This is a genomic window from Streptomyces sp. NPDC057900, from assembly GCF_042887885.1.
Lineage (GTDB): Bacteria > Actinomycetota > Actinomycetes > Streptomycetales > Streptomycetaceae > Streptomyces.
In genome coordinates, this window is record NZ_JBHVOI010000005.1 from 255,562 (window position 1) to 275,657 (window position 20,096).

Consider the following 20,096-nt stretch of genomic DNA (forward strand, 5'->3'; position numbering starts at 1 on the left):
GAGAGGGACACGTGTGCCCGCGGCCCGGCGCGCATGACACCGCACCGGCGGGCAGACCAAGCCCGTCCGGCGATTGAGGACAGAGCCTCTGCCGGACGGGCTGGAAGAAACACAGGACGGGGAGCAGGGTGGGCCCGCGCCCCGTCCTCCGGGCCGTCAGAGCCCGTAACGCTCGCGCGCGTCCTTGACCGCGGACGCCGGTACCTCGCCGCGGCGGGCCAGCTGGGCCAGGGCCGCGACGGTGACCGACTGCGCGTCCACGCCGAAGTGGCGGCGGGCCGCGTCGCGGGTGTCGGAGAGGCCGAAGCCGTCCGTACCGAGCGAGGACCAGTCCTGCTCCACCCACTGGCTGATCGAGTCCGGAACCGCGCGCATCCAGTCGCTGACCGCGAGGACCGGACCCGGTGCGCCCTCCAGCGCCTGGGTCACGTACGGCGTCCGCTGCTCACCGCGGAGCAGCGCCTCGTCGCACTCCAGCGCGTCGCGGCGCAGCTCGCCCCACGAGGTGGCGGACCAGACGTCGGCCGTGACACCCCAGTCCGCGGCCAGCAGCTCCTGGGCCTCCAGGGCCCAGTGGATCGCCGTACCGGACGCCATCAGCTGAAGGCGCGGCGCGTCCGCCTTCGCGGGAGTGCCCTCCTTGAACCGGTAGAGGCCCTTGACGATGCCCTCCTCGACGCCTTCCGGCATCGCGGGCTGCGGCTTCGGCTCGTTGTAGACCGTCAGGTAGTAGAAGACGTTCTCGGCCTCGGGGCCGTACATCCTCCGCAGACCGTCCTGGACGATCACCGCGATCTCGTACGCGAACGCCGGGTCGTAGTTGAGCGACGCCGGGTTCGTGGACGCGATCAGGTGCGAGTGGCCGTCCGCGTGCTGGAGGCCCTCACCCGTCAGGGTCGTACGGCCCGCCGTGGCACCGACCACGAAACCGCGGCCGAGCTGGTCGCCCAGCTGCCAGAACTGGTCGCCCGTACGCTGCCAGCCGAACATCGAGTAGAAGATGTAGAACGGGATCATCGGCTCGCCGTGCGTCGCGTACGACGTGGAGGCGGCGATGAAGTCGGCCATCGCGCCGGCCTCTGTGATGCCCTCGTTGAGGACCTGGCCGTCCTTGGCTTCCTTGTAATACATCAGCTGGTCGCGGTCGACCGGGTCGTACGTCTGGCCCAGCGGCGAGTAGATGCCGGCCGACGGGAACAGCGCCTCCATACCGAAGGTGCGGGCCTCGTCGGGGACGATCGGAACCCAGCGCTTGCCGGTCTCCTTGTCCCGCATCAGGTCCTTGGCGAGGCGGACGAAGGCCATCGTGGTGGCCAGCTCCTGCTTGCCGGAGCCCTTCTTCAGCGCGGCGAACGCGCGCTCCTCGGGCGCGGGCAGCGCCACCTGGTGCACCCGGCGGGCCGGGGCGGGGCCGCCGAGGGCGGCACGGCGCTCCTGGAGGTAGCGGACCTCGGGGGAGTCGGCGCCCGGGTGGCCGTACGGCACCAGGCCCTCGTCCAGCTTCGAGTCCGGGATCGGCAGCTCCAGCAGATCGCGCATGGCGCGGAACTGCTTGCCGTCGAGCTTCTTCATCTGGTGGTTGGCGTTGCGCGACTCGAAGCCGGGGCCGAGCGTGTAGCCCTTCACCGTCTGCGCCAGGATCACCGTCGGAGCACCCTTGTGCTCCAGCGCCGCCCGGTACGCCGCGTACACCTTGCGGGCCTCGTGGCCGCCGCGCGAGGTGTGGAAGCACTCCGCGATCTTCGCGTCCGTGAGCAGCTTCGCCAGCTCGGCGAGCGCGGGCTCCGCACCGAAGAAGTGCTCGCGGATGTAGGCCACGTCACGGGTGGCGTACGTCTGGAACTGGGCGTCCGGGACCTCCCGGAGCCGGCGCACCAGCGCACCCGTGGTGTCGAGCTGGAACAGCTCGTCCCAGGCGGTGCCCCAGAGCGTCTTGACGACGTTCCAGCCGGCCCCGCGGAACGCGCCCTCCAGCTCCTGGACCACGCGGAAGTTGGCGCGGACCGGACCGTCGAGGCGCTGCAGGTTGCAGTTGATGACGAAAGTCAGGTTGTCGAGCTGCTCACGGGCCGCGAGGGCGAGGGCCGCGGTCGACTCGGGCTCGTCCATCTCGCCGTCGCCCAGGAAGGCCCAGACGTGCGAGTTCGACGTGTCCTTGATGTTGCGGTTGGTCAGGTAGCGGTTGAAGCGCGCCTGGTAGATCGCCGAAAGCGGGCCGAGGCCCATCGAGACGGTGGGGAACTCCCACAGCCAGGGCAGCCGCCGCGGGTGCGGGTAGGAGGGCAGACCGTCGCCGCCCGCCTCCTGGCGGAAGTTGTCGAGCTGCTGCTCGCTGAGCCGGCCGTCCAGGAAGGCGCGGGCGTATATGCCGGGGGAGGCGTGGCCCTGGATGTAGAGCTGGTCACCGGAGCCGTCCCCCTCCTTGCCGCGGAAGAAGTGGTTGAAGCCGGTCTCGTACAGCCAGGCCGCGGAGGCGAAGGTGGCGATGTGGCCGCCGACGCCGAACCGGGAGCCGCGGGTGACCATCGCGGCCGCGTTCCAGCGGTTCCACGCGGTGATCTTCGATTCCATCTCCAGGTCGCCGTCGAACGCGGGCTCGGCGGCGGTCGGGATGGAGTTGACGTAATCGGTCTCCAGCAGTTTGGGCAGCGCGAGACCGGCGCCCTCGGCATGCTGGAGCGAGCGGCGCATCAGGTATGCGGCGCGGTGCGGGCCTGCGGCCTTGGTGACGGCATCGAGGGAGGCCGCCCATTCGGCGGTCTCCTCGGGGTCGCGGTCCGGGAGCTGGTCGAGCTCGCTCGGAAGCTTTCCTACGGGGTCGGTCATGATCGCCGCCTTCCGGTGAGGAGGGGGGTGGAGAAAGGTCCCTGACTGGCAGGACAGGGCGATGGGGCCGGTGGGCCCGCGGATGAACTGTAAGTCTCCGATCGATGATCGATCAAAGGATGAAAGGCAAAACTTCTCGATATGGAGAAAGTGGCATGGCGTGCCGCAGAACAGGGCACCCAGTGACGGGATATAGCACCTAAAAGGGGCGCCCGTCTGCACGGGTGAGCACCTCTCGCGTCACATGCGCACCATGGTCAGCGCCCGCCCCGCTCAGGCGCGCGGAGCGCAGCCGAGCACATGGGCCTTGACCAGTACGCCGATGTCCGGGTCCTTGCGCAGGAACGCCTCGATGAGCGCCTCGTGCTCCTCCGCGTACGACTTCTGCACCGTGCCGAGCCAGCGGATCGAGAGGGCGGTGAACACCTCGATGCCCAGCCCCTCCCAGGTGTGCAGCAGCACGGCGTTGCCCGCCGCCCGGACCAGCTCGCGGTGGAAGCCGACCGTGTGGCGCACCTGCGCCTCCCCGTCGGCCAGCCGGTCCGCCTCGTACAGTGCCGTGACGTGCGGGGCGAGCCGTGAGCAGTTCTCGCCCAGCCCCGGGGCCGCCAGCTCCGCCGCGATCTGCTCCAGGCCGGCCCGGACCGGGTAGCTTTCCTCCAGATCGGCGGCGGTGAGGTTGCGGACCCGGACGCCCTTGTTCGGTGCGGACTCGATCAGCCGGAGCGTCTCCAGCTCCCGCAGCGCCTCGCGCACGGGCGTCTGGCTGACCTCCAGCTCGGTGGCGATGCGCCGCTCCACGATCCGCTCGCCCGGCTTCCAGCGCCCGCTGACGATCCCGTCCACGATGTGCTCGCGGATCTGTTCGCGCAGCGAGTGGACGACGGGCGGGGTCATGTGGGGCTCCTTCGGGCAAACCGGTGCTGCCTGCACCCAACTCGGCTGCCGGAGCGGCCGGTGGTGTCTAGACAATACGGCGGCGCCCCCGCCCGGGAGTGTTCCGGACGGGGGCGCCGCTGGTGAGGCTGGTTACAGCCGCTGTGCTCAGAGGCCGAGCTCGACCTCGAACTCACCGGCCTCCAGGATCGCCTTGACCGAGGTCAGGTAGCGGGCGGCGTCGGCGCCGTCCACCAGACGGTGGTCGTAGGAGAGCGCGAGGTACGTCATGTCGCGGACACCGATGACGGTGCCCTCCTCGGTCTCGATGACGGCCGGGCGCTTGACGGTGGCGCCGATGCCCAGGATGGCTGCCTGGTTCGGCGGCACGATGACGGTGTCGAACAGCGCACCGCGCGAACCGGTGTTGCTGATGGTGAAGGTGGCACCGGACATGTCGTCCGGCGTCAGGCCGCCACCGCGGGCCTTGCCGGCCAGCTCGGCGGTCTTCTTCGAGATACCGGCGATGTTGAGGTCGCCCGCACCCTTGATGACCGGGGTCATCAGACCCTTCTCGGCGTCCACGGCGATGCCGATGTTCTCCGAGTCGAAGTACGTGATCGTGCCTTCGTCCTCGTTGATCCGGGCGTTGACGACCGGGTGGGCCTTCAGCGCCTGGGCGGCGGCCTTGACGTAGAACGGCATCGGGGAGAGCTTGACGCCCTCACGGGCCGCGAAGGCGTCCTTCGCCTTGTTGCGCAGCTTCATCAGCTTGGTGACGTCGACCTCGACGACCGTCGTCAGCTGAGCCTGCGAGTGCAGCGCCTTCATCATGTTCTCGCCGATGACCTTGCGCATGCGGGTCATCTTGACCGTCTGACCGCGCAGCGGGGAGGCCTCCAGCTTCGGCGCCTTGGAGGCGGCCGGAGCAGCGGCGGCGGGTGCCGGGGCGGCGGCGGCCTTGGCGGCCTCCGCGGCGGCGACGACGTCCTGCTTGCGGATACGGCCACCGACGCCGGTGCCCTTGACCGCGCCCAGGTCGACGCCGTTCTCGGCGGCGAGCTTGCGGACCAGCGGCGTGACGTACGCGCCGTCGTCACCGGAGGTCGCGGCCGGGGTGACCGGAGCCGGGGCAGCGGCGGCGGGCGCCGGTGCGGCCGGGGCCGGGGCGGCGGCAGGTGCCGCGGGAGCGGCCGGTGCCGGTGCCGGTGCCGGGGCAGCGGGAGCCGGGGCGGCCGGAGCCGGAGCGGCGGGAGCTGCCGGGGCGGCCGGGGCGGCCGGTGCCGGAGCGGCGGCCGGTGCCGGAGCGGCCGGAGCCGGGGCAGCGGCCGGGGCGGCGCCGGGGGCACCGATGACGGCGAGCTTGGCGCCGACCTCCGCGGTCTCGTCCTCGGCGACGACGATCTCCAGCAGCACACCGGAAACCGGGGCCGGGATCTCGGTGTCGACCTTGTCCGTGGAGACCTCAAGGAGGGGCTCGTCCTCCGTGACCTCCTCGCCGACCTCCTTCAGCCAGCGGGTGACGGTGCCCTCGGTGACGCTCTCACCGAGCGCCGGAAGGGTGACGTCGGTACCGGAGGCGCCACCGGCGGGGGCGGCTGCCGGGGCCTCGGCCTCGGCAGCGGGGGCCGGGGCGGCGGCGGGGGCCTCTGCGGCCGGTGCCGGTGCCGGGGCGGCCTCGGGCTCCGCGGCAGGGGCCGCCTCCGCGGCCGGCGCACCGGTGCCGTCGTCGATGACGGCCAGCTCGGCGCCGACCTCGACGGTCTCGTCCTCGGCGACCTTGATGGAGGCCAGGATGCCGGAGGCGGGAGCCGGGATCTCGGTGTCGACCTTGTCGGTCGATACTTCGAGCAGCGGCTCGTCGGCCTCGACGCGCTCGCCCTCGGCCTTCAGCCAACGGGTGACAGTGCCCTCGGTGACGCTCTCGCCGAGCGCCGGAAGGGTTACGGAAACCGACATGGTTTCAGTTGCTCCTTACGAATGTGCGGAAGTAGGTCGGTCGTCGCGCCCGTCGACTGATCAGTCGTGGGAGTGCAGAGGCTTTCCGGCCAGGGCCAGGTGGGCTTCGCCCATCGCCTCGTTCTGCGTGGGGTGGGCGTGGATGAGCTGCGCGACCTCGGCCGGCAGCGCCTCCCAGTTGTAGATCAGCTGGGCTTCGCCGACCTGCTCGCCCATACGGTCACCGACCATGTGGACGCCGACCACGGCACCGTCCTTGACCTGGACGAGCTTGATCTCGCCCGCGGTCTTGAGGATCTTGCTCTTGCCGTTGCCCGCGAGGCTGTACTTGAGGGCGACGACCTTGTCCGCTCCGTAGAGCTCCTTGGCCTTGGCCTCGGTGATACCGACGGAGGCGACCTCGGGGTGGCAGTACGTCACCTTCGGGACACCGTCGTAGTCGATCGGAACGGTCTTCAGACCGGCCAGCCGCTCCGCGACGAGGATGCCCTCGGCGAAGCCGACGTGCGCGAGCTGGAGAGTCGGGGCCAGGTCGCCCACGGCCGAGATGGTCTCGACGTTCGTCCGCATGTACTCGTCGACGAGGACGTAGCCGCGGTCCATCGCGACACCGGCCTCCTCGTACCCGAGGCCCTGCGAGACGGGGCCGCGGCCGATGGCGACCAGCAGCACCTCCGCGTCGAAGGTCTTGCCGTCGGCGAGGGTCACCCGGACGCCGTCCTGGGTGTACTCGACGCCCTGGAAGAACGTACCGAGGTTGAACTTGATGCCGCGCTTGCGGAACGCGCGCTCAAGGAGCTTCGAGCTGTTCTCGTCCTCGACCGGGACCAGGTGCTTCAGGCCCTCGACGATGGTGACGTCGGTGCCGAAGGACTTCCACGCCGAGGCGAACTCGACGCCGATGACGCCGCCGCCCAGCACGATCGCGGACTTCGGGACCCGGTCCAGCTTCAGCGCGTGGTCCGAGGAGATGACGCGGTTGCCGTCGATCTCCAGGCCCGGCAGCGACTTCGGCACGGAGCCGGTCGCCAGGAGCACGTGGCGGCCCTGGATGCGCTGGCCGTTCACATCCACCGAGGTGGGGGAGGAGAGCCGTCCCTCACCCTCGATGTAGTGCACCTTGCGGGAGGCGATGAGACCCTGCAGACCCTTGTACAGGCCCGAGATCACGTCGTCCTTGTACTTGTGGACGGCCTCCATGTCGATGCCCTCGAAGGTGGCCTTGACACCGAACTGGTCGGCCTCGCGCGCCTGGTCCGCGATCTCACCGGCGTGCAGCAGGGCCTTCGTGGGGATACAGCCGTTGTGCAGGCAGGTGCCGCCGACCTTGCCCTTCTCGATCAGAGCGACGTCCAGGCCCAGCTGCGCTCCGCGCAGGGCCGCGGCGTAACCGCCACTGCCACCGCCGAGGATCACTAGGTCGAAAACGGTGCTGGCGTCGTTCGCCACGTCACGTCCTCCATGCATGTGCGCCGTACGCCGGGCCCCGTCATCGGGGTGTGACCGGCCGGTCGGCTGGTGTGCGGCCGCTTTTGTCATTCGGCCCTGTGGTGGGGGCCCTGTCCTGCCGAGAACCCATCTTCGCACTTGTTGACGGTGGGCGGGACGCGGGGCCCTGCTCCGGGACGGACGATCGTCCGTTCCAGCGGGTTACCGCCGCTCGGGGAGGGCTGATTTCGTCGAGAGCGAAACCCGCCCGGACCCGGCAGCGGTGCCGTGGGTGCAACACGGACGGCCCCGGACGTATGCCCGGGGCCGTCCATCGCCTTCACCCTCAGCCGAGGTCTCCGGCAGCGGTGCGCTCCGCCAGCTTCACCAGGGTGCGGACCGCGGATCCGGTGCCGCCCTTCGGCGTGTAGCCGTACGGGGCGCCCTCGTGGAAGGCGGGACCCGCGATGTCCAGGTGCGCCCAGGCGATGCCCTCGCCCACGAACTCCTTCAGGAACAGACCGGCCACCAGGCCGCCGCCCATCCGCTCGCCCATGTTGGCGATGTCGGCGGTCGGGGAGTCCATGCCCTTGCGCAGGTCGGCGGGGAGCGGCATCGGCCAGGAGGCCTCACCGACCTCCTCGGCGATCTCGTGGATCGAGGTGCGGAAGGCGTCGTCGTTGGCCATGATGCCGAACGTGCGGTTGCCCAGGGCCAGCACCATCGCGCCGGTCAGGGTCGCCACGTCGACGATCGCGTCCGGCTTCTCCTCCGAGGCGCGGGTCAGTGCGTCGGCCAGGACCAGCCGGCCCTCGGCGTCCGTGTTGAGCACCTCGACGGTCTTGCCGCTGTACATGTTGAGCACGTCACCGGGGCGGGTGGCGTTGCCCGACGGCATGTTCTCCGCCAGCGCCAGCCAGCCGGTGACGTTGACGCGCAGGCCCAGGCGGGCGGCCGCGACGACGGAGGCGAACACGGCGGCGGCGCCGGCCATGTCGCACTTCATCGTCTCGTTGTGGCCGGCCGGCTTCAGCGAGATGCCGCCCGAGTCGTAGGTGATGCCCTTGCCCACAAGGGCCAGGGTCTTCTCCGCCTTCGGGTGCGTGTAGGCGAGCTTCACCAGGCGCGGGCCGCGGCTCGCGCCCTGGCCGACGCCGAGGATGCCGCCGTAGCCGCCCTTGACGAGCGCCTTCTCGTCGAGCACCTGCACCTTGACGCCGTGCTCCTTGCCGGCGGCGGAGGCCACGGCGGCGAAGGACTCGGGGTACAGGTCGTTCGGCGGGGTGTTGATCAGGTCGCGGGCGCGGTTGATCTCCTCGACCAGCGCGACGGCACGCTCCGCGGCGGCCTTGAACGCCTTGTCGCGGGGCTTGGCGCCGAGCACGGCCACCTCGGCGAGCGGCAGCTTGGCGCCACCGGAGGCCTTGGGGGCCAGCTTGTTCTCACCACGCTGGTAGGCGGTGAAGGCGTACGCGCCCAGCAGGGCGCCCTCCGCGATGGCCTCGGCGTCCTCGACGGTGCCGATGGGCAGCGCGAAGCCGGCCTTCTTCGAGCCGGTGAGCGAGCGGGCGGCGGAGCCTGCGGCCCGGCGCAGCGCCTCGGCGTCGTAGCTGCCGTCCTTGTCCGGGACCGGGCCGAGTCCGGCCGCGATGACGACCGGGGCCTTCAGGCCGTCGGGCGCGGGGAGCTTGGTCAGTTCGCCCTCGGCACCACTGGCGCCCAGGGTCTCCAGGACGGCGGCGAGCTTTCCGCCGAACGCCTTGTCGACGGCCTCGGCGCCCGGTGCGAGGACCAGGCCCTTGTCGCCCTTGGCGACGCCGACGACGAGCGCGTCGGCGCGCAGTGTCGCCGCACCGGAGGTGCTGAGAGTGAGAGCAGTCACGGTGGTGAAATCTCGCTTCCTAGAGTTCTGTGCCGGTCGAGAGGGTGGGCCGACCGTGCCCGGCGCATCGTAGACGCCGCCGCAATGTGCCGGGAATGAGCCTACGCGCGCCCTTGGTGCCGGATCACGGCGGCGGGCCGAGTACGTGGCCGAGCGCGTGTCCGGGCCGTCGTACGGTTGTGCTGCCGGGATGATCTTCCCGGGGGAACGGGCCACGGCCGTAGCGCGGTTGGCGGCACGTCGGTGAGCTGGGGGGAACGATGCGTGAGCGGCTGCCCGCGAGGGTGACCGGAGGGCCGGCCGGGCTGTCCGTCGCCGTACTGATTCTGCTGGCCGTGCTGGCGGGCTGCACCTCGGCGCCGGAATCCGCCGGATCCGGCCGGTCCGCCGGGGCCCGCTGGCAGCCGGAGCCGGGAACCGACTGGCAGTGGCAGCTCTCCGGCCGGCTGGACACCACCGTGGACGCCCCGGTGTACGACATCGACGGCTTCGACCGCGACGCGTCCCAGGTGGCCGCGCTGCACCGCAAGGGGCGCAAGGTCATCTGCTACCTCTCCACCGGTGCCTGGGAGGAGTTCCGCCCGGACGCGGACGACTTCCCGGCGGCGGTCCTGGGGAAGAGCAACGGCTGGGCGGGGGAGCGGTGGCTCGACATCCGCCGCACCGACGTGCTGGAGCCGCTGATGGAGGCCCGGATCGCGATGTGCGCGAAGAAGGGCTTCGACGCGGTGGAGCCCGACAACATGGACGGCTACCGCAACCGTTCCGGCTTCCCGCTGACCGCCGCCCACCAGCTGCGCTACAACCGGCTCGTCGCCCGCGCCGCCCACCGCCACGGCATGGCCGTCGGCCTGAAGAACGACCTCCCGCAGATCCCGGAGCTGGTGGGGGACTTCGACTTCGCGGTCAACGAACAGTGCGCCCAGTACGAGGAGTGCGAGGAGCTCAGCCCGTTCGTGAAGGCGGGCAAGGCGGTCTTCCACGTGGAGTACGAGCTGCCCGTGGCGCGGTTCTGCGCGGACTCCCGGCGGCTGGGCCTGAGCTCGCTGCTGAAGAAGTACGAGCTCGGCGTCTGGCGCGAGCGGTGCCCGGCGGCCGGGGCCTGAGCGGACTTCTCAGCCGAGCGCCAGCCCGACCAGCGTCACGGTCGCCGCCGTCTCCGCCAGCGCCCCGAACACATCGCCGGTCACCCCGCCGAACCGCCGCACGCAGTGCCTCAGGAGCAGCTGGGCGACCGCGAGAGCGGCCAGAGCGGCCAGCCCGTACCTCAGGGCCCCGTACCCGCCGAGCAGCGCTCCCGCGCCCGCGCAGGCCGCCACCGTCACGAGCGCGACCGCCACCGCGCCCCGGACCGGCACCGCGCCCGCCACCGCGGCGCCCAGCCCCTCCGGGCGGGCCGCCGGGACCCCGTCGCGGGAGGCGAGGGTGAGGGCGAGCCGGGCGACGACACCCGCCACGACGGCGGCCGCCGCGCCCTGCCACCAGCTCCGCGCGTACAGCTGCTGAAGGACGGCCACCTGCGCGAGCAGCGTGAACAGCAGGGTGATCACACCGAACGGCCCAATGTCGGACTGCTTCATGATCCGCAGCGCGTCCGCTGCCGGTTTCCCGCTGCCGAGGCCGTCGGCGGTGTCCGCGAGACCGTCGAGGTGCAGCCCCCTGGTGAGGGCGGCCGGTACCGCCGCGCTGACCACGGCGGCGAGCAGTGGTCCCGAGCCGCACAGCAGCAGCAGGCCGCCCGGCACCGCCGCGAGCACCCCCACGGCCAGACCGGCCAGCGGGGCGCACAGCATTCCGGCCCGCGCCGCCGCGCGGTCCCAGCGGGTGACGCGGACGGGGATCACGGTGAGGGTGCCGAAGGCGAAACGTATGCCGTGGCTGTTCAGGGAGGTCACGGCGCGCAGGCTAATCGGTGGGCGCGGCCGATAGATTGTCCGAAACGCCATGGAGCGGGGCGAAAGCGGCTTATCGGGAGTGGGTGGCATGGGTCACTGGTTCGATCAGAACATCGTCGAGCCGGGCAAGCTGCCCCTGCTCCTGGCGCTGGCCTCGTTCGTGCTGACCTTCGGGATCACCAGGGTCATCACCCGGATGATCCGGGCCGGTAAGGGCCCGTTCCGCAACTTCACCCCGGGCGGGGTCCACGTCCACCACGTGGTGCCGGGGGTGGTGCTGAGCGTGGTGGGCGGCTTCGGCGCGGTCGGCAGCGGGCGGCACGGTGTCACCGCCGGGATCTGCGCGGTGGTCTTCGGCATGGGCGCCGGCCTGGTGCTGGACGAGTTCGCGCTGATCCTGCACCTGGACGACGTGTACTGGACCGAGGAGGGCCGCCAGAGCGTGGAGGTCGTGGTCCTGACCGCCGCGCTGGTGCTGCTCGTGCTCGGCGGGTTCTCGCCGCTCGGCGTGAACGACCTGAGCGACGATCAGCAGCAGGGCCGGCTGAGCGCCGTGCTCACCGTCGTCGTCAACTTCTGCTTCGTGCTGATCTCACTGTTCAAGGGCAAGGCGCGGATGGCGGTGGTGGGCACCCTCGTCCCGTTCGTCGCCCTCATCGGGGCCATCCGCCTCGCCCGGCCGACCTCGACGTGGGCGAAGCGGTTCTACCGCAACCGGCACCGGGCCCGCTCCCGCTCCGTGCTGCGCGCCTACCACCACGACGTCCGCTGGGCCGGTCCGCGCCGCAGGTTCCAGGACCTGATCGGCGGCGCACCCGACCGGGTCCCGGCGCCCACCCCCAAACCCTGACGGCGGCGCCGCAGCCTGCGCCGGTCGTGCCGGGCCGAGACCGCGCACAGCACGAGGGCCGCCACGATGGCCGCCAGATGCTCCTTGCCCGCCAGGTTGTCCTTGACGGCGACCTCGGCCACCATCGCCCCGATCACCAGCGCCCCGGTGAACCAGGCCCGGTGGACGTAGGCGAGGTAGACCGCCAGGGCGACCACGGCGGCCGAGGGCCCGGTGTCGACCTCAAGCGCGTCGGAGGCGTGCAGCCCGAAGAGCCCGTCGGGGCCGACCGCGACGCCGATCCGCGCGTACAGCGTCCCGGCCAGCGTCGCGACGTACGCGATCAGCAGCGTCCGCCACCGGCCCAGGCAGATCTCGGCGATCCCGAACACCAGCAGCAACTGCGCCAGCGCGCCCCAGACGGGCAGGTCCGGCGCGGGCACGAACAGCGACAGCGGGGTACGCAGCAGAGCCGCCCACAGCGGATCCTCCGCCCGCACCGCGCCGAGCGTCTGGACAGGCCCGAAGCCCCAGGACTGGTTCTGCACCACCTGGAGCAGCGCGGTGAGGCCGACCGCCGCCAGCGTCATCGGGACGGCCCGCAGCCGGTCGGCGCGAAGCCCCGCCCGTACGGTCGTCCACAGCGGGCCCCACTCCCGGCGGGCCGCACGGCCGAGGGCGCGCACCGGTCTCATCCACGCGGTCCGAGGTGGGAGCGGTGCAGCCACTTGGGCAGTCCGGGCGCCTCCAGGAACCCTTCGGCGCGGCCGGCCGCGATGCCGATGCGCAGCAGGTCGGAACTCTTCTCGAAGAGCAGGAAGCGCGGTTCCCAGATCGGCCGGTACTTGGCGTTGGCGCGGTAGAGCGATTCGATCTGCCACCAGCGCGAGAAGAAGCTGAGCAGCGACCGCCACATTCTGAGCACCGGCCCGGCACCGAGCCGGGAGCCCCGTTCGAAGACCGAGCGGAACATCGCGAAGTTCAGCGAGACCTGGGTGATGCCGATCTCCTCCGCCCGTTGCAGGAGTTCGATGACCATGAACTCCACCAGGCCGTTCTCCGCGTCCCGGTCACGGCGCATCAGATCGAGCGAGAGGCCGTTCGGGCCCCAGGGGACGAAGCTCAGCACGGCGCGCAGCTCGCCCTGTTCGCCCTCCTCCGGAGATGTGCCGGTGTACCGGCATTCGAGCATCACGCACTGCCCGTCGGCCGGGTCGCCGAGCCTGCCCAGCGCCATTGAGAAGCCGCGCTCCGTCGCCCCGTCGCGCCAGTCGTCGGCCCGGCGCACCAGCTCGGCCATCTCGGCCTCCGGGATCTCCTCGTGCCGGCGCACCGTGACCTCGTAACCGGCCCGCTTGACCCGGTTGTAGGCCTGGCGGACGGTGCGCATCGCCCTGCCCTCCAGGGTGAACTCGGCGGTCTCCACGATCGCTTCGTCCCCGAGCTCCAGGGCGTCGAGCCCGTGCCGGGCGTAGACGGTGCCGCCCTCCTCGCTCACCCCCATCGCGGCCGGGGTCCAGCCGTGCTCGCGCGCCTCTGCCAGCCAGGGGGCGATCGCGCCCGGCCAGGCCTCCGGGTCGCCGATCGGATCACCGGAGGCCAGCGAGACCCCGCCGACCACCCGGTAGGCGACGGCCGCCTTACCGGTCGGGGACCAGATGACGCTCTTCTCGCGGCGCAGGGCGAAGTACCCGAGCGAGTCCCGGTCGCCGTGCTTGCCGAGCAGGACGCGCAGCGCCTCCTCGTCCTGCGGGCTGATCGGGTCGACCGCCCGGCGGGAGCGGAAGGCCGCGTAGACGACGGCGATCAGCAGCAGCGTGGACATGATGTTGATCAGGACGTTGACCCAGCCGGGCGTAGTGATGCCGGGGAACCGGGAGTCGTTGTCCGCGACGGACACCAGCCGCAGCGCCCCGTAGCGCCAGCGGTCCAGGAACGTCGAACGGGCCTCGTCGTGCGCGGTGTTGGAGGCGGCGACCAGGGCCGCCGCGATCAGCGAGGTGACCAGCAGCCCGACGACCGCCACCAGCGCGGCCAGCTTCGGGTTGGACCGGTCGCCCTTCGCGTAGAACTCGCGCCGGCCGAGGGCCAGCGCGAGGACGAAGGACGCGGTCAGTACCAGCGAGATCCAGTTCTGCGGGTACCGGCGGATCTCCGGGAAGCCGATCACCGCGGCGAAGAGCAGCAGCGTGAGCCCGCTCAGGACCATGTTGACGATCCACGCGGCGCGTTTGCGGCGCCGCATGGTGACCGCGAGGAAGAGCGCCACCACACCGGACGAGAACCCCGCGGTGAGCAGATAGGGCGTGAAGTAGTTCTCGGTGTTGTGGCGCCGGAGATCCTGTCCGAAGGTGACCCAGACGGCGCTCAGGAAGTTGATGAACGACACGACGCGCAGGTACCAGATGGCGAACGCGGCGCTGCGTCGTGACCGGACGGTGCTCTGTGCCGGGACGGCGCCCTGCCCGGATTCCTCGCTGGCCAATCTGACCTCTCCCATGAAAAGCGATCATATGGGGCATCGCACTTCATAAAGGGCCACTCCGCGGCCGGTGTCCGGCGATCGCAGCCTGATCGGTCAGCTGCTTCTCGTCAGTTCCCGGCCGGTTCGCTCTCGTTGGCCCCTTCGACGGCGGCCGCCTCCTCGCCGTCGTCCCCGTCCCCGAGCTCTTCCTTCTCTCCCGCTTCGTCCTCGTCGGCGGCCGGTGCGCGCTCGGGCAGCTCCGCTGCCAGCGCGGCAGCGGCCTGCACGAACGGAAGTGCGAGCAATGCCCCGCTTCCTTCCCCGACCATGACGCCGTGGTCGAGCAACGGGTTGAGTGCCATCCGGTCCAGCGCCTTCGCCTGCGCGGGCTCCCCGCTCACGTGCCCCGCCAGCCACCAGTCCGGCGCCCGGAACGCCGCCCGCTGGCCGACCAGCGCGCAGGCCGCGGAGACCACGCCGTCCAGCACCACCGGCAGCCGTCGCACCGCGCACTGGAGCAGGAAGCCGGTCATCGCCGCCAGATCCGCGCCGCCCACCGTGGCCAGCAGCTCCAGCTGGTCGCCCAGCACCGGCCGGGCCCGGCGCAGCGCGTCCCGGATCGCCGCGCACTTGCGCATCCACGCGAGGTCGTCGATGCCCGCGCCACCGCGCCCGGTGACGACCGAGGCGTCGGTGCCGCACAGCGCCGCGATCAGGGTGGCCGCGGCCGTCGTGCCGCCCACGCTCAGGTCACCGAGCACCACCAGGTCCGTGCCGGAGTCGGCCTCCTCGTCGGCGATCGCCATACCGAGGCGTACCGCCTGCTCGGCCTCCTCCGCCGTCAGCGCGTCCTCGATGTCGATCCGGCCGCTGCCGCGCCGCACCCGGGTCCGTACCACCTGCTCGGGCAGCAGCTCCGGGTCGCAGTCCAGGCCGGCGTCGACGATCCGCACCGGAACGCCGGACCGGCGGGCCAGCACGGCGGCCGGTGTCGCACCCTCCAGCGTGGCCCGCACCAGCTCGTACGCGGTGCCGGCCGCCCGGCCCGAGACGTCCAGCGCCGCCACCCCGTGGTCACCGGCGAACAGCACCACCCTCGGCTGCCCGATCGGCCGGACCGGTACGGCCTGCTGGGCCGCCGAGAGCCATTCACCCAGCTCGTCCAGGCGGCCGAGGGCGCCAGGGGCTACCGCGAAGCGCTCCCGGCGCTCCTCGGCGTCTCGCCGTACACCCCCGTCGGGGCGTTCGATCAGGTCGGAGAAGTCGTCCAGATTCACGGGGGTCTGCCTCGCGGGTCGATACGTCAGGTGGGCCGGGGGAGCCCGGCGGCAGCCTCGCAGAGGCTGCCGGGTGACCTCCCCTGCGGAACAGTACCTGCCGCGATTTCCGGACCCCGCCGGTGCGCTGCCCCATCCGCTGCCCCGTCCGCTGCCGGGCGCTCAGCCGCGCAGCGGCAGCGACTGCCCGGCCACCACCAGCAGCACCTGTTCGCACTCGGCGGCCACCGAGGCGTTCAGCCGGCCCAGCTCGTCCCGGAACCGCCGCCCGGCCGCGGAGGCCGGCACCACCCCGGAACCGGTCTCATTGGTCACCAGGACGACGGTGCGCCGCGTCCCGCGCACCGCGGCCACCAGCTCCGCCGTCCGCCCGCGCAGCGTGCTCCGCCCGCCACCGGCCCACGCCGCGTCCTCCCAGGCGTCCACCCGGTCCATCGCGTCCGTCAGCCAGAGCGAGAGGCAGTCGATGAGCAGCGGGGGCCCGTCGGAGGTCAGCAGCTCCACCAGCTCGCAGGTCTCCTCCGTGCGCCAGGCCGCCGGTCTGCGCTCCCGGTGCAGCCCGATCCTGGCCGCCCAGTCCGCGTCGCCGTCGCGGGTGCCGCCGGTGGCCACGTACACGACCTCCGGATACGTCTCCAGGCGCCGCTCGGCCTCGACCGACTTCCCGGACCGCGCGCCGCCGGTGATCAGGGTGCGCCGGGGGACGTCCGGTGCGGAGTGGTACCCGCCGACCGGCAGCGTCGTCCCGTCCGGCACGGCCCGCGCCCCGGCGGCCGCGAGCCGGCGGTCGAGCGCGGGCCCCGACGGCGCGTCATGGTCCAGATGGACGGCGACCACCTCGGTGGCCGGCCCGACCGCCTCGACGGCCCGCAGCCGGGCCACCGTGTCGGGCCTGCCCACCACATCGCAGACCACCATGTCGTACGGCTCCGCCATCCGGTCGGCGAGACCGGCGGGGGCGCCGCCCGGCGGCAGGTACAGCAGCCGCTCGCCCTCCGGCGCGATCACCTCGTACCCGGTGCCCGGCGCGTCCATCGGGACGGCCCGCACCCGGTGTCCGCTGATCAGCGTCAGCACCTGCCCGTCCGGCACCCGGCCCGCCGGGGGCAGCCCGGGAGGCAGCTCGACGGCGGGACCGTCGTGCGGGTGGGTGAGCAGCACCTGGCGTACGCCGGTCAGCGAATGCCCCGCGCGGGCGGCGGCGAACACCGCCCCCGGGGTCAGGTCGAGCAGCAGCGCGTCGTCGACCAGCAGAGCGGTCGCGGCCCGGCTGCGCACTCCGTGGGCGGTGGCGCAGGCGGCGCAGGGGCATTCCGGCCGGGGCAGCCCGTCGGGGGCTCCGGTGCCGAGCAGAGTCAGTTCCACGGTCCGATCCTCCCGCGTACCCGCACCGGGTGCGCGACGTGGGGTGCACCGGGCGTGCCCGCCCCCTTCCTTGCAGGTCCGCAGCCACTAGGCTGCGGAGCGTAACAAGTGACCCAGGAGGCGGACATGGCGTGGACGTGGCGGTTCGAGAAGTCCGACGGTACGGAGACGGAGCCGGCCCTTCAGCCGGAGGAATTCACGACGCAGGGCGACGCGGAGTCCTGGATCGGTGAGTACTGGAAGGAACTCCTCGACGGCGGGGCGGCTCAGGTGACGCTCTTCGACGACACGACGAAGATCTACGGCCCGATGAGCCTCCAGGCCGAGCAGCCCGAGCAGGCGGAACAGCCCGAGCAGGCTGAACAGAGCTGAGCCGGGCAGGCCGAGCTGAGCGGACGGCCGCCGGACGCACCCCTCGGGGTCCGTCCGGCGGCCGTCCCGCGTACCGGCTCGGGCTCAGATCTCGGCTCTCGGATCTCAGATCTCGCCCAGGGTGACCTTCGCGGTCTTCTCCGACTCGCTGCGCAGATACGTCACGGTGACCTTCTCGCCCGGCCTGTCGGAGGCCAGCGCCTCCGACAGGGACGTGATCGTGGTGACCGGGGTGTCGCCGATCTTGGTGATGATGTCGCCGGCCCGCAGCCCCGCCTTCTCCGCCGCGCCGCCCTTCGAGACGCTGACGATCGCGACCCCGGCCGGCTTGTAGCTGTTGTCGACGACCGTGCGGCCGGTGATGTCCAGCGCCGCCCGGCCCGAGTCGGTGACCTTGCCGCTCTTGATGATCTGGTCCGCGACCGTCTTCACCATCGAGACCGGGATCGCGAATCCGATCCCCGGCGCCGCGCTCCCGCCGAGCTGCGGGTCGGTCGCGGCCAGCGTCGGGATGCCGATCACCTCGCTGTTCAGGTTGACCAGCGCGCCCCCGCTGTTGCCCGGGTTGATCGCGGCGGAGGTCTGCACCATGTTCGCGATGGTGGCCCCGGTGCCGCCGCCCGCGCTGCTCTCGCTGACGGTCCGGCCGAGCGCCGAGACGATCCCCTGGGTGACGCTGCTGGACAGCCCGAGCGGCGAACCCATCGCCAGCACGATCTGGCCCACCGCGACCTTGTCCGAGTCACCGAACTTCGCGGCCTTGATTCCCTTGGGCACCTTGTCGAGCTTGATGACGGCGAGGTCCTGCTCCGGGTAGGCGGCGACCAGCGAGGCGCTCTGCACCCGCTCGCCGGTGGCCGAGCTGACCTTGAAGGTCTTCTCCTTGCCGACGACGTGAGCGTTGGTGACGATATGGCCCTTGGTGTCGTAGACGATGCCGGCACCCAGGCTGTCCGACGCGTCGATCTGCACCACGGAGGGCAGCACGTCCTTGATGACGGACTCGTATTCGGCCTGGAGGTCGCCGGTGGCCTTCGCGGCCGGGCCCTGCTGGACCTGCCCGGACTTCGTGGCGTCGGGGCCCGAGGAGTTCGAGTTCGAGTCCGAGCAGCCGCCGACCAGCGCGATCGCACAGACACCCGCGGTCAGAGGCAGCAGCAGCCGGCGCGCACGGCGGCGGGAGTGAAGGGAATCCATGTCCGGATTATTACTTTCAACCCCATTGGTGGCATTTTGAGCGCACCCGCCCGAGCTCGGTTGAAGGCACCCGCCCGAGAACGGCTGAAGGCACCCGCCCGAGCGCAGCCGGGCGCACCCGCCCGAGCTCGGCAGGGGCAGCCCTCAGCCCCGTACCCCGCACAGGTGCAGCAGGGCGGCCACCCTGCGGTAGGGGTCCGTCCGGCCCGCCCGGTCCTCCGCCGCCAGCACGCGTTCCAGCTCCGCCGCGGGGGGCAGGGGCGCGTCGTTGCTCACGTTGTCCGTGAAGACCCGCACCCCGTACCAGGCGTGCAGCGGGGCCGCGATCCCGGCGAGCGTCGCGGTGAGTGCGTCGAGCCGGTCCGCGCGGACGGACACCCCGAGCCGGTTGGTGTAGCGGTCGGTGTCGAACGCGGTCAGCGCCGCGTCCCAGTCCCCGGCGGTCCCGGCCCGCATCGCCAGCGCGTCCGCGTTCCGCACGAGCAGCGACAGCAGGCCGCCGGGCGCGAGCATCCGGGCCAGCCCGGCCACCATGGCGTCGGGTGCCTGGACGTACATGAGCACGCCGTGGCAGAGCACCACGTCGAAGCTGCCGGGCAGGAAGTGGACCCCGGTGTCCTGGCCGTTGCCCTCGATGAGCCGGACCCGCTCACGGATTCCGGCGGGCTCGCCCGCGAGCGCCTCACGGGCGGTCCGCAGCATCTCGGTGTCGGACTCAAGGCCGGTCACGGTGTGCCCGGCGCGGGCGAGGCGCAGCGCCTGCGTGCCCTGGCCGGTGCCGACGTCCAGGATGCGCAGCCGCTGCCCGACCGGGAAGCGGCCCGCGATCTGCTCGTCCAGCTGCCGGGCGACCAACTCCTGACGGACGGTGTTGCGCAGCCCGCCGAGCCCGTCCAGCCACGCCGAGGCGGCTCCGGAGAACCCGGCGACGGCGTCACCCGGCCGACCGGCGGACGCACCGCCGGCCGAGCCGAAGAGATCCGTACTCAGGGCCGCTCTCCGCGCTTGACCTGCGGCTTGGGCAGCCGCAGCCGTCGCATCTGGAGCGTGCGCATCAGGCCGTAGGCGACCGCGCCGCGCTTGGGCGTATCGGGGAACCGCTCGTTGAGCTGCTTGCGCAGCCGGAACGTCAGCCCGATCGAGTCGACCACGATCAGCACGATGACGCCGAGCCAGAGCAGCAGCGAGATGTTCTGGATGCCCCGCACCTGGATCACGCTGAGAATCAGGATGACCACGGCGAGCGGCAGGAAATACTCCGCGATGCAGAAGCGCGAGTCCACGAAGTCACGGACGAAGCGCCGCACCGGGCCCTTGTCACGGGCCGGCAGATAGCGCTCGTCACCACTGGCGAGCGCCTCACGCTGCTTGGCCATGTCCACGCGGCGCGCCTCGCGCTGGCGCTTCATGGCCTCCTTGCGGTCGGTCGGCGCTCCACTGGAGGCACGACGGCGCTGCGTTTGGGCATCGCTGCGCTTGGGGGTGGGGCGACCTTTGGGGGCCTGCGGGTCGCGGGGCGTCTTGGAGAGGTCCGCCGTCACCTTGCCGGTGGGGGCCTTCTCTTCCTTGGAGCGGCTACGGAACACAAGGCCCAAGGGTACGGGGTCGATCGCCGCGACCCCAGGCCGGCCGGGAACGATCCGGCAACGGCCCGCGTCCCCGGCCGTCTGCGAGCGGGACGATACGGGCGTTGCGGGCGGGACGACAGGGGATGACAGGGGCATCG

The 20,096-nt window shown here is 71.9% G+C and carries 16 protein-coding genes; 3 read left to right on the forward strand and 13 right to left on the reverse strand.

The window, feature by feature from the left end; all coding sequences use genetic code 11:
• Window positions 1-156 precede the first annotated feature (156 nt).
• From aceE to ACFVQ0_RS21445, 5 genes are all read right to left on the reverse strand, one after another.
• Window positions 157-2,826, reverse strand: a complete 2,670-nt coding sequence (aceE, locus tag ACFVQ0_RS21425; protein WP_390090252.1) for a pyruvate dehydrogenase (acetyl-transferring), homodimeric type — start codon at window positions 2,824-2,826, stop codon at window positions 157-159.
• A 273-nt stretch (window positions 2,827-3,099) separates the two neighbouring features.
• A complete protein-coding gene (locus ACFVQ0_RS21430) occupies window positions 3,100-3,723 on the reverse strand; it encodes a GntR family transcriptional regulator (RefSeq protein WP_073735619.1) in 624 nt (207 codons plus the stop codon).
• Between the two features lie 147 nt (window positions 3,724-3,870).
• Window positions 3,871-5,661 carry a 2-oxoglutarate dehydrogenase, E2 component, dihydrolipoamide succinyltransferase gene (sucB, locus tag ACFVQ0_RS21435; protein WP_390090254.1) on the reverse strand — a complete coding sequence of 597 codons (1,791 nt, stop codon included), beginning with the start codon at window positions 5,659-5,661 and terminating at the stop codon, window positions 3,871-3,873.
• Window positions 5,662-5,721: 60 nt separating this feature from the next.
• Window positions 5,722-7,110, reverse strand: a complete 1,389-nt coding sequence (lpdA, locus tag ACFVQ0_RS21440; protein WP_390090255.1) for a dihydrolipoyl dehydrogenase — start codon at window positions 7,108-7,110, stop codon at window positions 5,722-5,724.
• Window positions 7,111-7,435: 325 nt separating this feature from the next.
• Complete coding sequence (locus ACFVQ0_RS21445; protein WP_390090257.1) at window positions 7,436-8,971, reverse strand: leucyl aminopeptidase; 1,536 nt, start codon at window positions 8,969-8,971, stop codon at window positions 7,436-7,438.
• Window positions 8,972-9,231: 260 nt separating this feature from the next.
• Between ACFVQ0_RS21445 and ACFVQ0_RS21450 the strand changes: the two genes are divergently transcribed.
• Window positions 9,232-10,077 carry an endo alpha-1,4 polygalactosaminidase gene (locus ACFVQ0_RS21450; RefSeq protein ID WP_390090259.1) on the forward strand — a complete coding sequence of 282 codons (846 nt, stop codon included), beginning with the start codon at window positions 9,232-9,234 and terminating at the stop codon, window positions 10,075-10,077.
• 9 nt (window positions 10,078-10,086) lie between these two features.
• Here the strand turns inward: ACFVQ0_RS21450 and ACFVQ0_RS21455 are convergent, their stop codons facing one another.
• A complete protein-coding gene (locus ACFVQ0_RS21455; RefSeq protein ID WP_390090261.1) occupies window positions 10,087-10,866 on the reverse strand; it encodes an adenosylcobinamide-GDP ribazoletransferase in 780 nt (259 codons plus the stop codon).
• 88 nt (window positions 10,867-10,954) lie between these two features.
• Here ACFVQ0_RS21455 and ACFVQ0_RS21460 point away from each other — a divergent pair, with 88 nt between their 5' ends.
• A complete protein-coding gene (locus ACFVQ0_RS21460; RefSeq protein WP_390090263.1) occupies window positions 10,955-11,716 on the forward strand; it encodes a hypothetical protein in 762 nt (253 codons plus the stop codon).
• Here ACFVQ0_RS21460 and ACFVQ0_RS21465 read toward each other — a convergent pair.
• From ACFVQ0_RS21465 to ACFVQ0_RS21480, 4 genes are all read right to left on the reverse strand, one after another.
• A complete protein-coding gene (locus ACFVQ0_RS21465) occupies window positions 11,617-12,390 on the reverse strand; it encodes a hypothetical protein (protein ID WP_390090265.1) in 774 nt (257 codons plus the stop codon). The two genes, ACFVQ0_RS21460 and ACFVQ0_RS21465, sit on opposite strands and share 100 nt — an antisense overlap.
• Window positions 12,387-14,195 (reverse strand): phosphatidylglycerol lysyltransferase domain-containing protein, encoded by a 1,809-nt coding sequence (locus ACFVQ0_RS21470; RefSeq protein ID WP_390090267.1) that lies wholly within the window; start codon window positions 14,193-14,195, stop codon window positions 12,387-12,389. The genes ACFVQ0_RS21465 and ACFVQ0_RS21470 overlap by 4 nt, the downstream gene beginning before the upstream one ends.
• Window positions 14,196-14,287: 92 nt before the next feature.
• On the reverse strand, window positions 14,288-15,436 hold the full coding sequence (cobT, locus tag ACFVQ0_RS21475; RefSeq protein ID WP_390090268.1) for a nicotinate-nucleotide--dimethylbenzimidazole phosphoribosyltransferase: 1,149 nt from the start codon (window positions 15,434-15,436) through the stop codon (window positions 14,288-14,290).
• 162 nt (window positions 15,437-15,598) lie between these two features.
• Window positions 15,599-16,801, reverse strand: a complete 1,203-nt coding sequence (locus tag ACFVQ0_RS21480) for a bifunctional adenosylcobinamide kinase/adenosylcobinamide-phosphate guanylyltransferase (RefSeq protein WP_390090270.1) — start codon at window positions 16,799-16,801, stop codon at window positions 15,599-15,601.
• A 126-nt stretch (window positions 16,802-16,927) separates the two neighbouring features.
• Here ACFVQ0_RS21480 and ACFVQ0_RS21485 point away from each other — a divergent pair, with 126 nt between their 5' ends.
• Entirely contained in the window at window positions 16,928-17,173 is a 246-nt protein-coding gene (locus ACFVQ0_RS21485; protein ID WP_390090272.1) for a hypothetical protein, read from the forward strand.
• A gap of 105 nt (window positions 17,174-17,278) precedes the next feature.
• Here ACFVQ0_RS21485 and ACFVQ0_RS21490 read toward each other — a convergent pair whose 3' ends face one another.
• The 3 genes from ACFVQ0_RS21490 to ACFVQ0_RS21500 all read right to left on the reverse strand — a co-directional run bounded on the left by ACFVQ0_RS21490 (window position 17,279) and on the right by ACFVQ0_RS21500 (window position 19,956).
• Complete coding sequence (locus tag ACFVQ0_RS21490; protein WP_390090274.1) at window positions 17,279-18,370, reverse strand: S1C family serine protease; 1,092 nt, start codon at window positions 18,368-18,370, stop codon at window positions 17,279-17,281.
• Window positions 18,371-18,514: 144 nt separating this feature from the next.
• On the reverse strand, window positions 18,515-19,267 hold the full coding sequence (locus ACFVQ0_RS21495; RefSeq protein WP_390090749.1) for a class I SAM-dependent methyltransferase: 753 nt from the start codon (window positions 19,265-19,267) through the stop codon (window positions 18,515-18,517).
• Between the two features lie 89 nt (window positions 19,268-19,356).
• The gene (locus tag ACFVQ0_RS21500; protein WP_390090276.1) at window positions 19,357-19,956 is read right to left on the reverse strand and encodes a DUF3043 domain-containing protein; all 600 of its coding nucleotides are present in this window, start codon (window positions 19,954-19,956) and stop codon (window positions 19,357-19,359) included.
• Window positions 19,957-20,096 lie beyond the last annotated feature (140 nt).

Excerpts from the sequence above, each read along its gene's own strand:
- aceE (WP_390090252.1), bottom strand. The coding sequence starts at position 2,826 with ATGACCGACCCCGTAGGAAAGCTTCCGAGCGAGCTCGACCAGCTCCCG.
- ACFVQ0_RS21430 (WP_073735619.1), bottom strand. The coding sequence starts at position 3,723 with ATGACCCCGCCCGTCGTCCACTCGCTGCGCGAACAGATCCGCGAGCAC.
- sucB (WP_390090254.1), bottom strand. The coding sequence starts at position 5,661 with ATGTCGGTTTCCGTAACCCTTCCGGCGCTCGGCGAGAGCGTCACCGAG.
- ACFVQ0_RS21450 (WP_390090259.1), top strand. The coding sequence starts at position 9,232 with ATGCGTGAGCGGCTGCCCGCGAGGGTGACCGGAGGGCCGGCCGGGCTG.
- ACFVQ0_RS21460 (WP_390090263.1), top strand. The coding sequence starts at position 10,955 with ATGGGTCACTGGTTCGATCAGAACATCGTCGAGCCGGGCAAGCTGCCC.
- ACFVQ0_RS21465 (WP_390090265.1), bottom strand. The coding sequence starts at position 12,390 with ATGAGACCGGTGCGCGCCCTCGGCCGTGCGGCCCGCCGGGAGTGGGGC.
- ACFVQ0_RS21470 (WP_390090267.1), bottom strand. The coding sequence starts at position 14,195 with ATGGGAGAGGTCAGATTGGCCAGCGAGGAATCCGGGCAGGGCGCCGTC.
- ACFVQ0_RS21485 (WP_390090272.1), top strand. The coding sequence starts at position 16,928 with ATGGCGTGGACGTGGCGGTTCGAGAAGTCCGACGGTACGGAGACGGAG.
- ACFVQ0_RS21490 (WP_390090274.1), bottom strand. The coding sequence starts at position 18,370 with ATGGATTCCCTTCACTCCCGCCGCCGTGCGCGCCGGCTGCTGCTGCCT.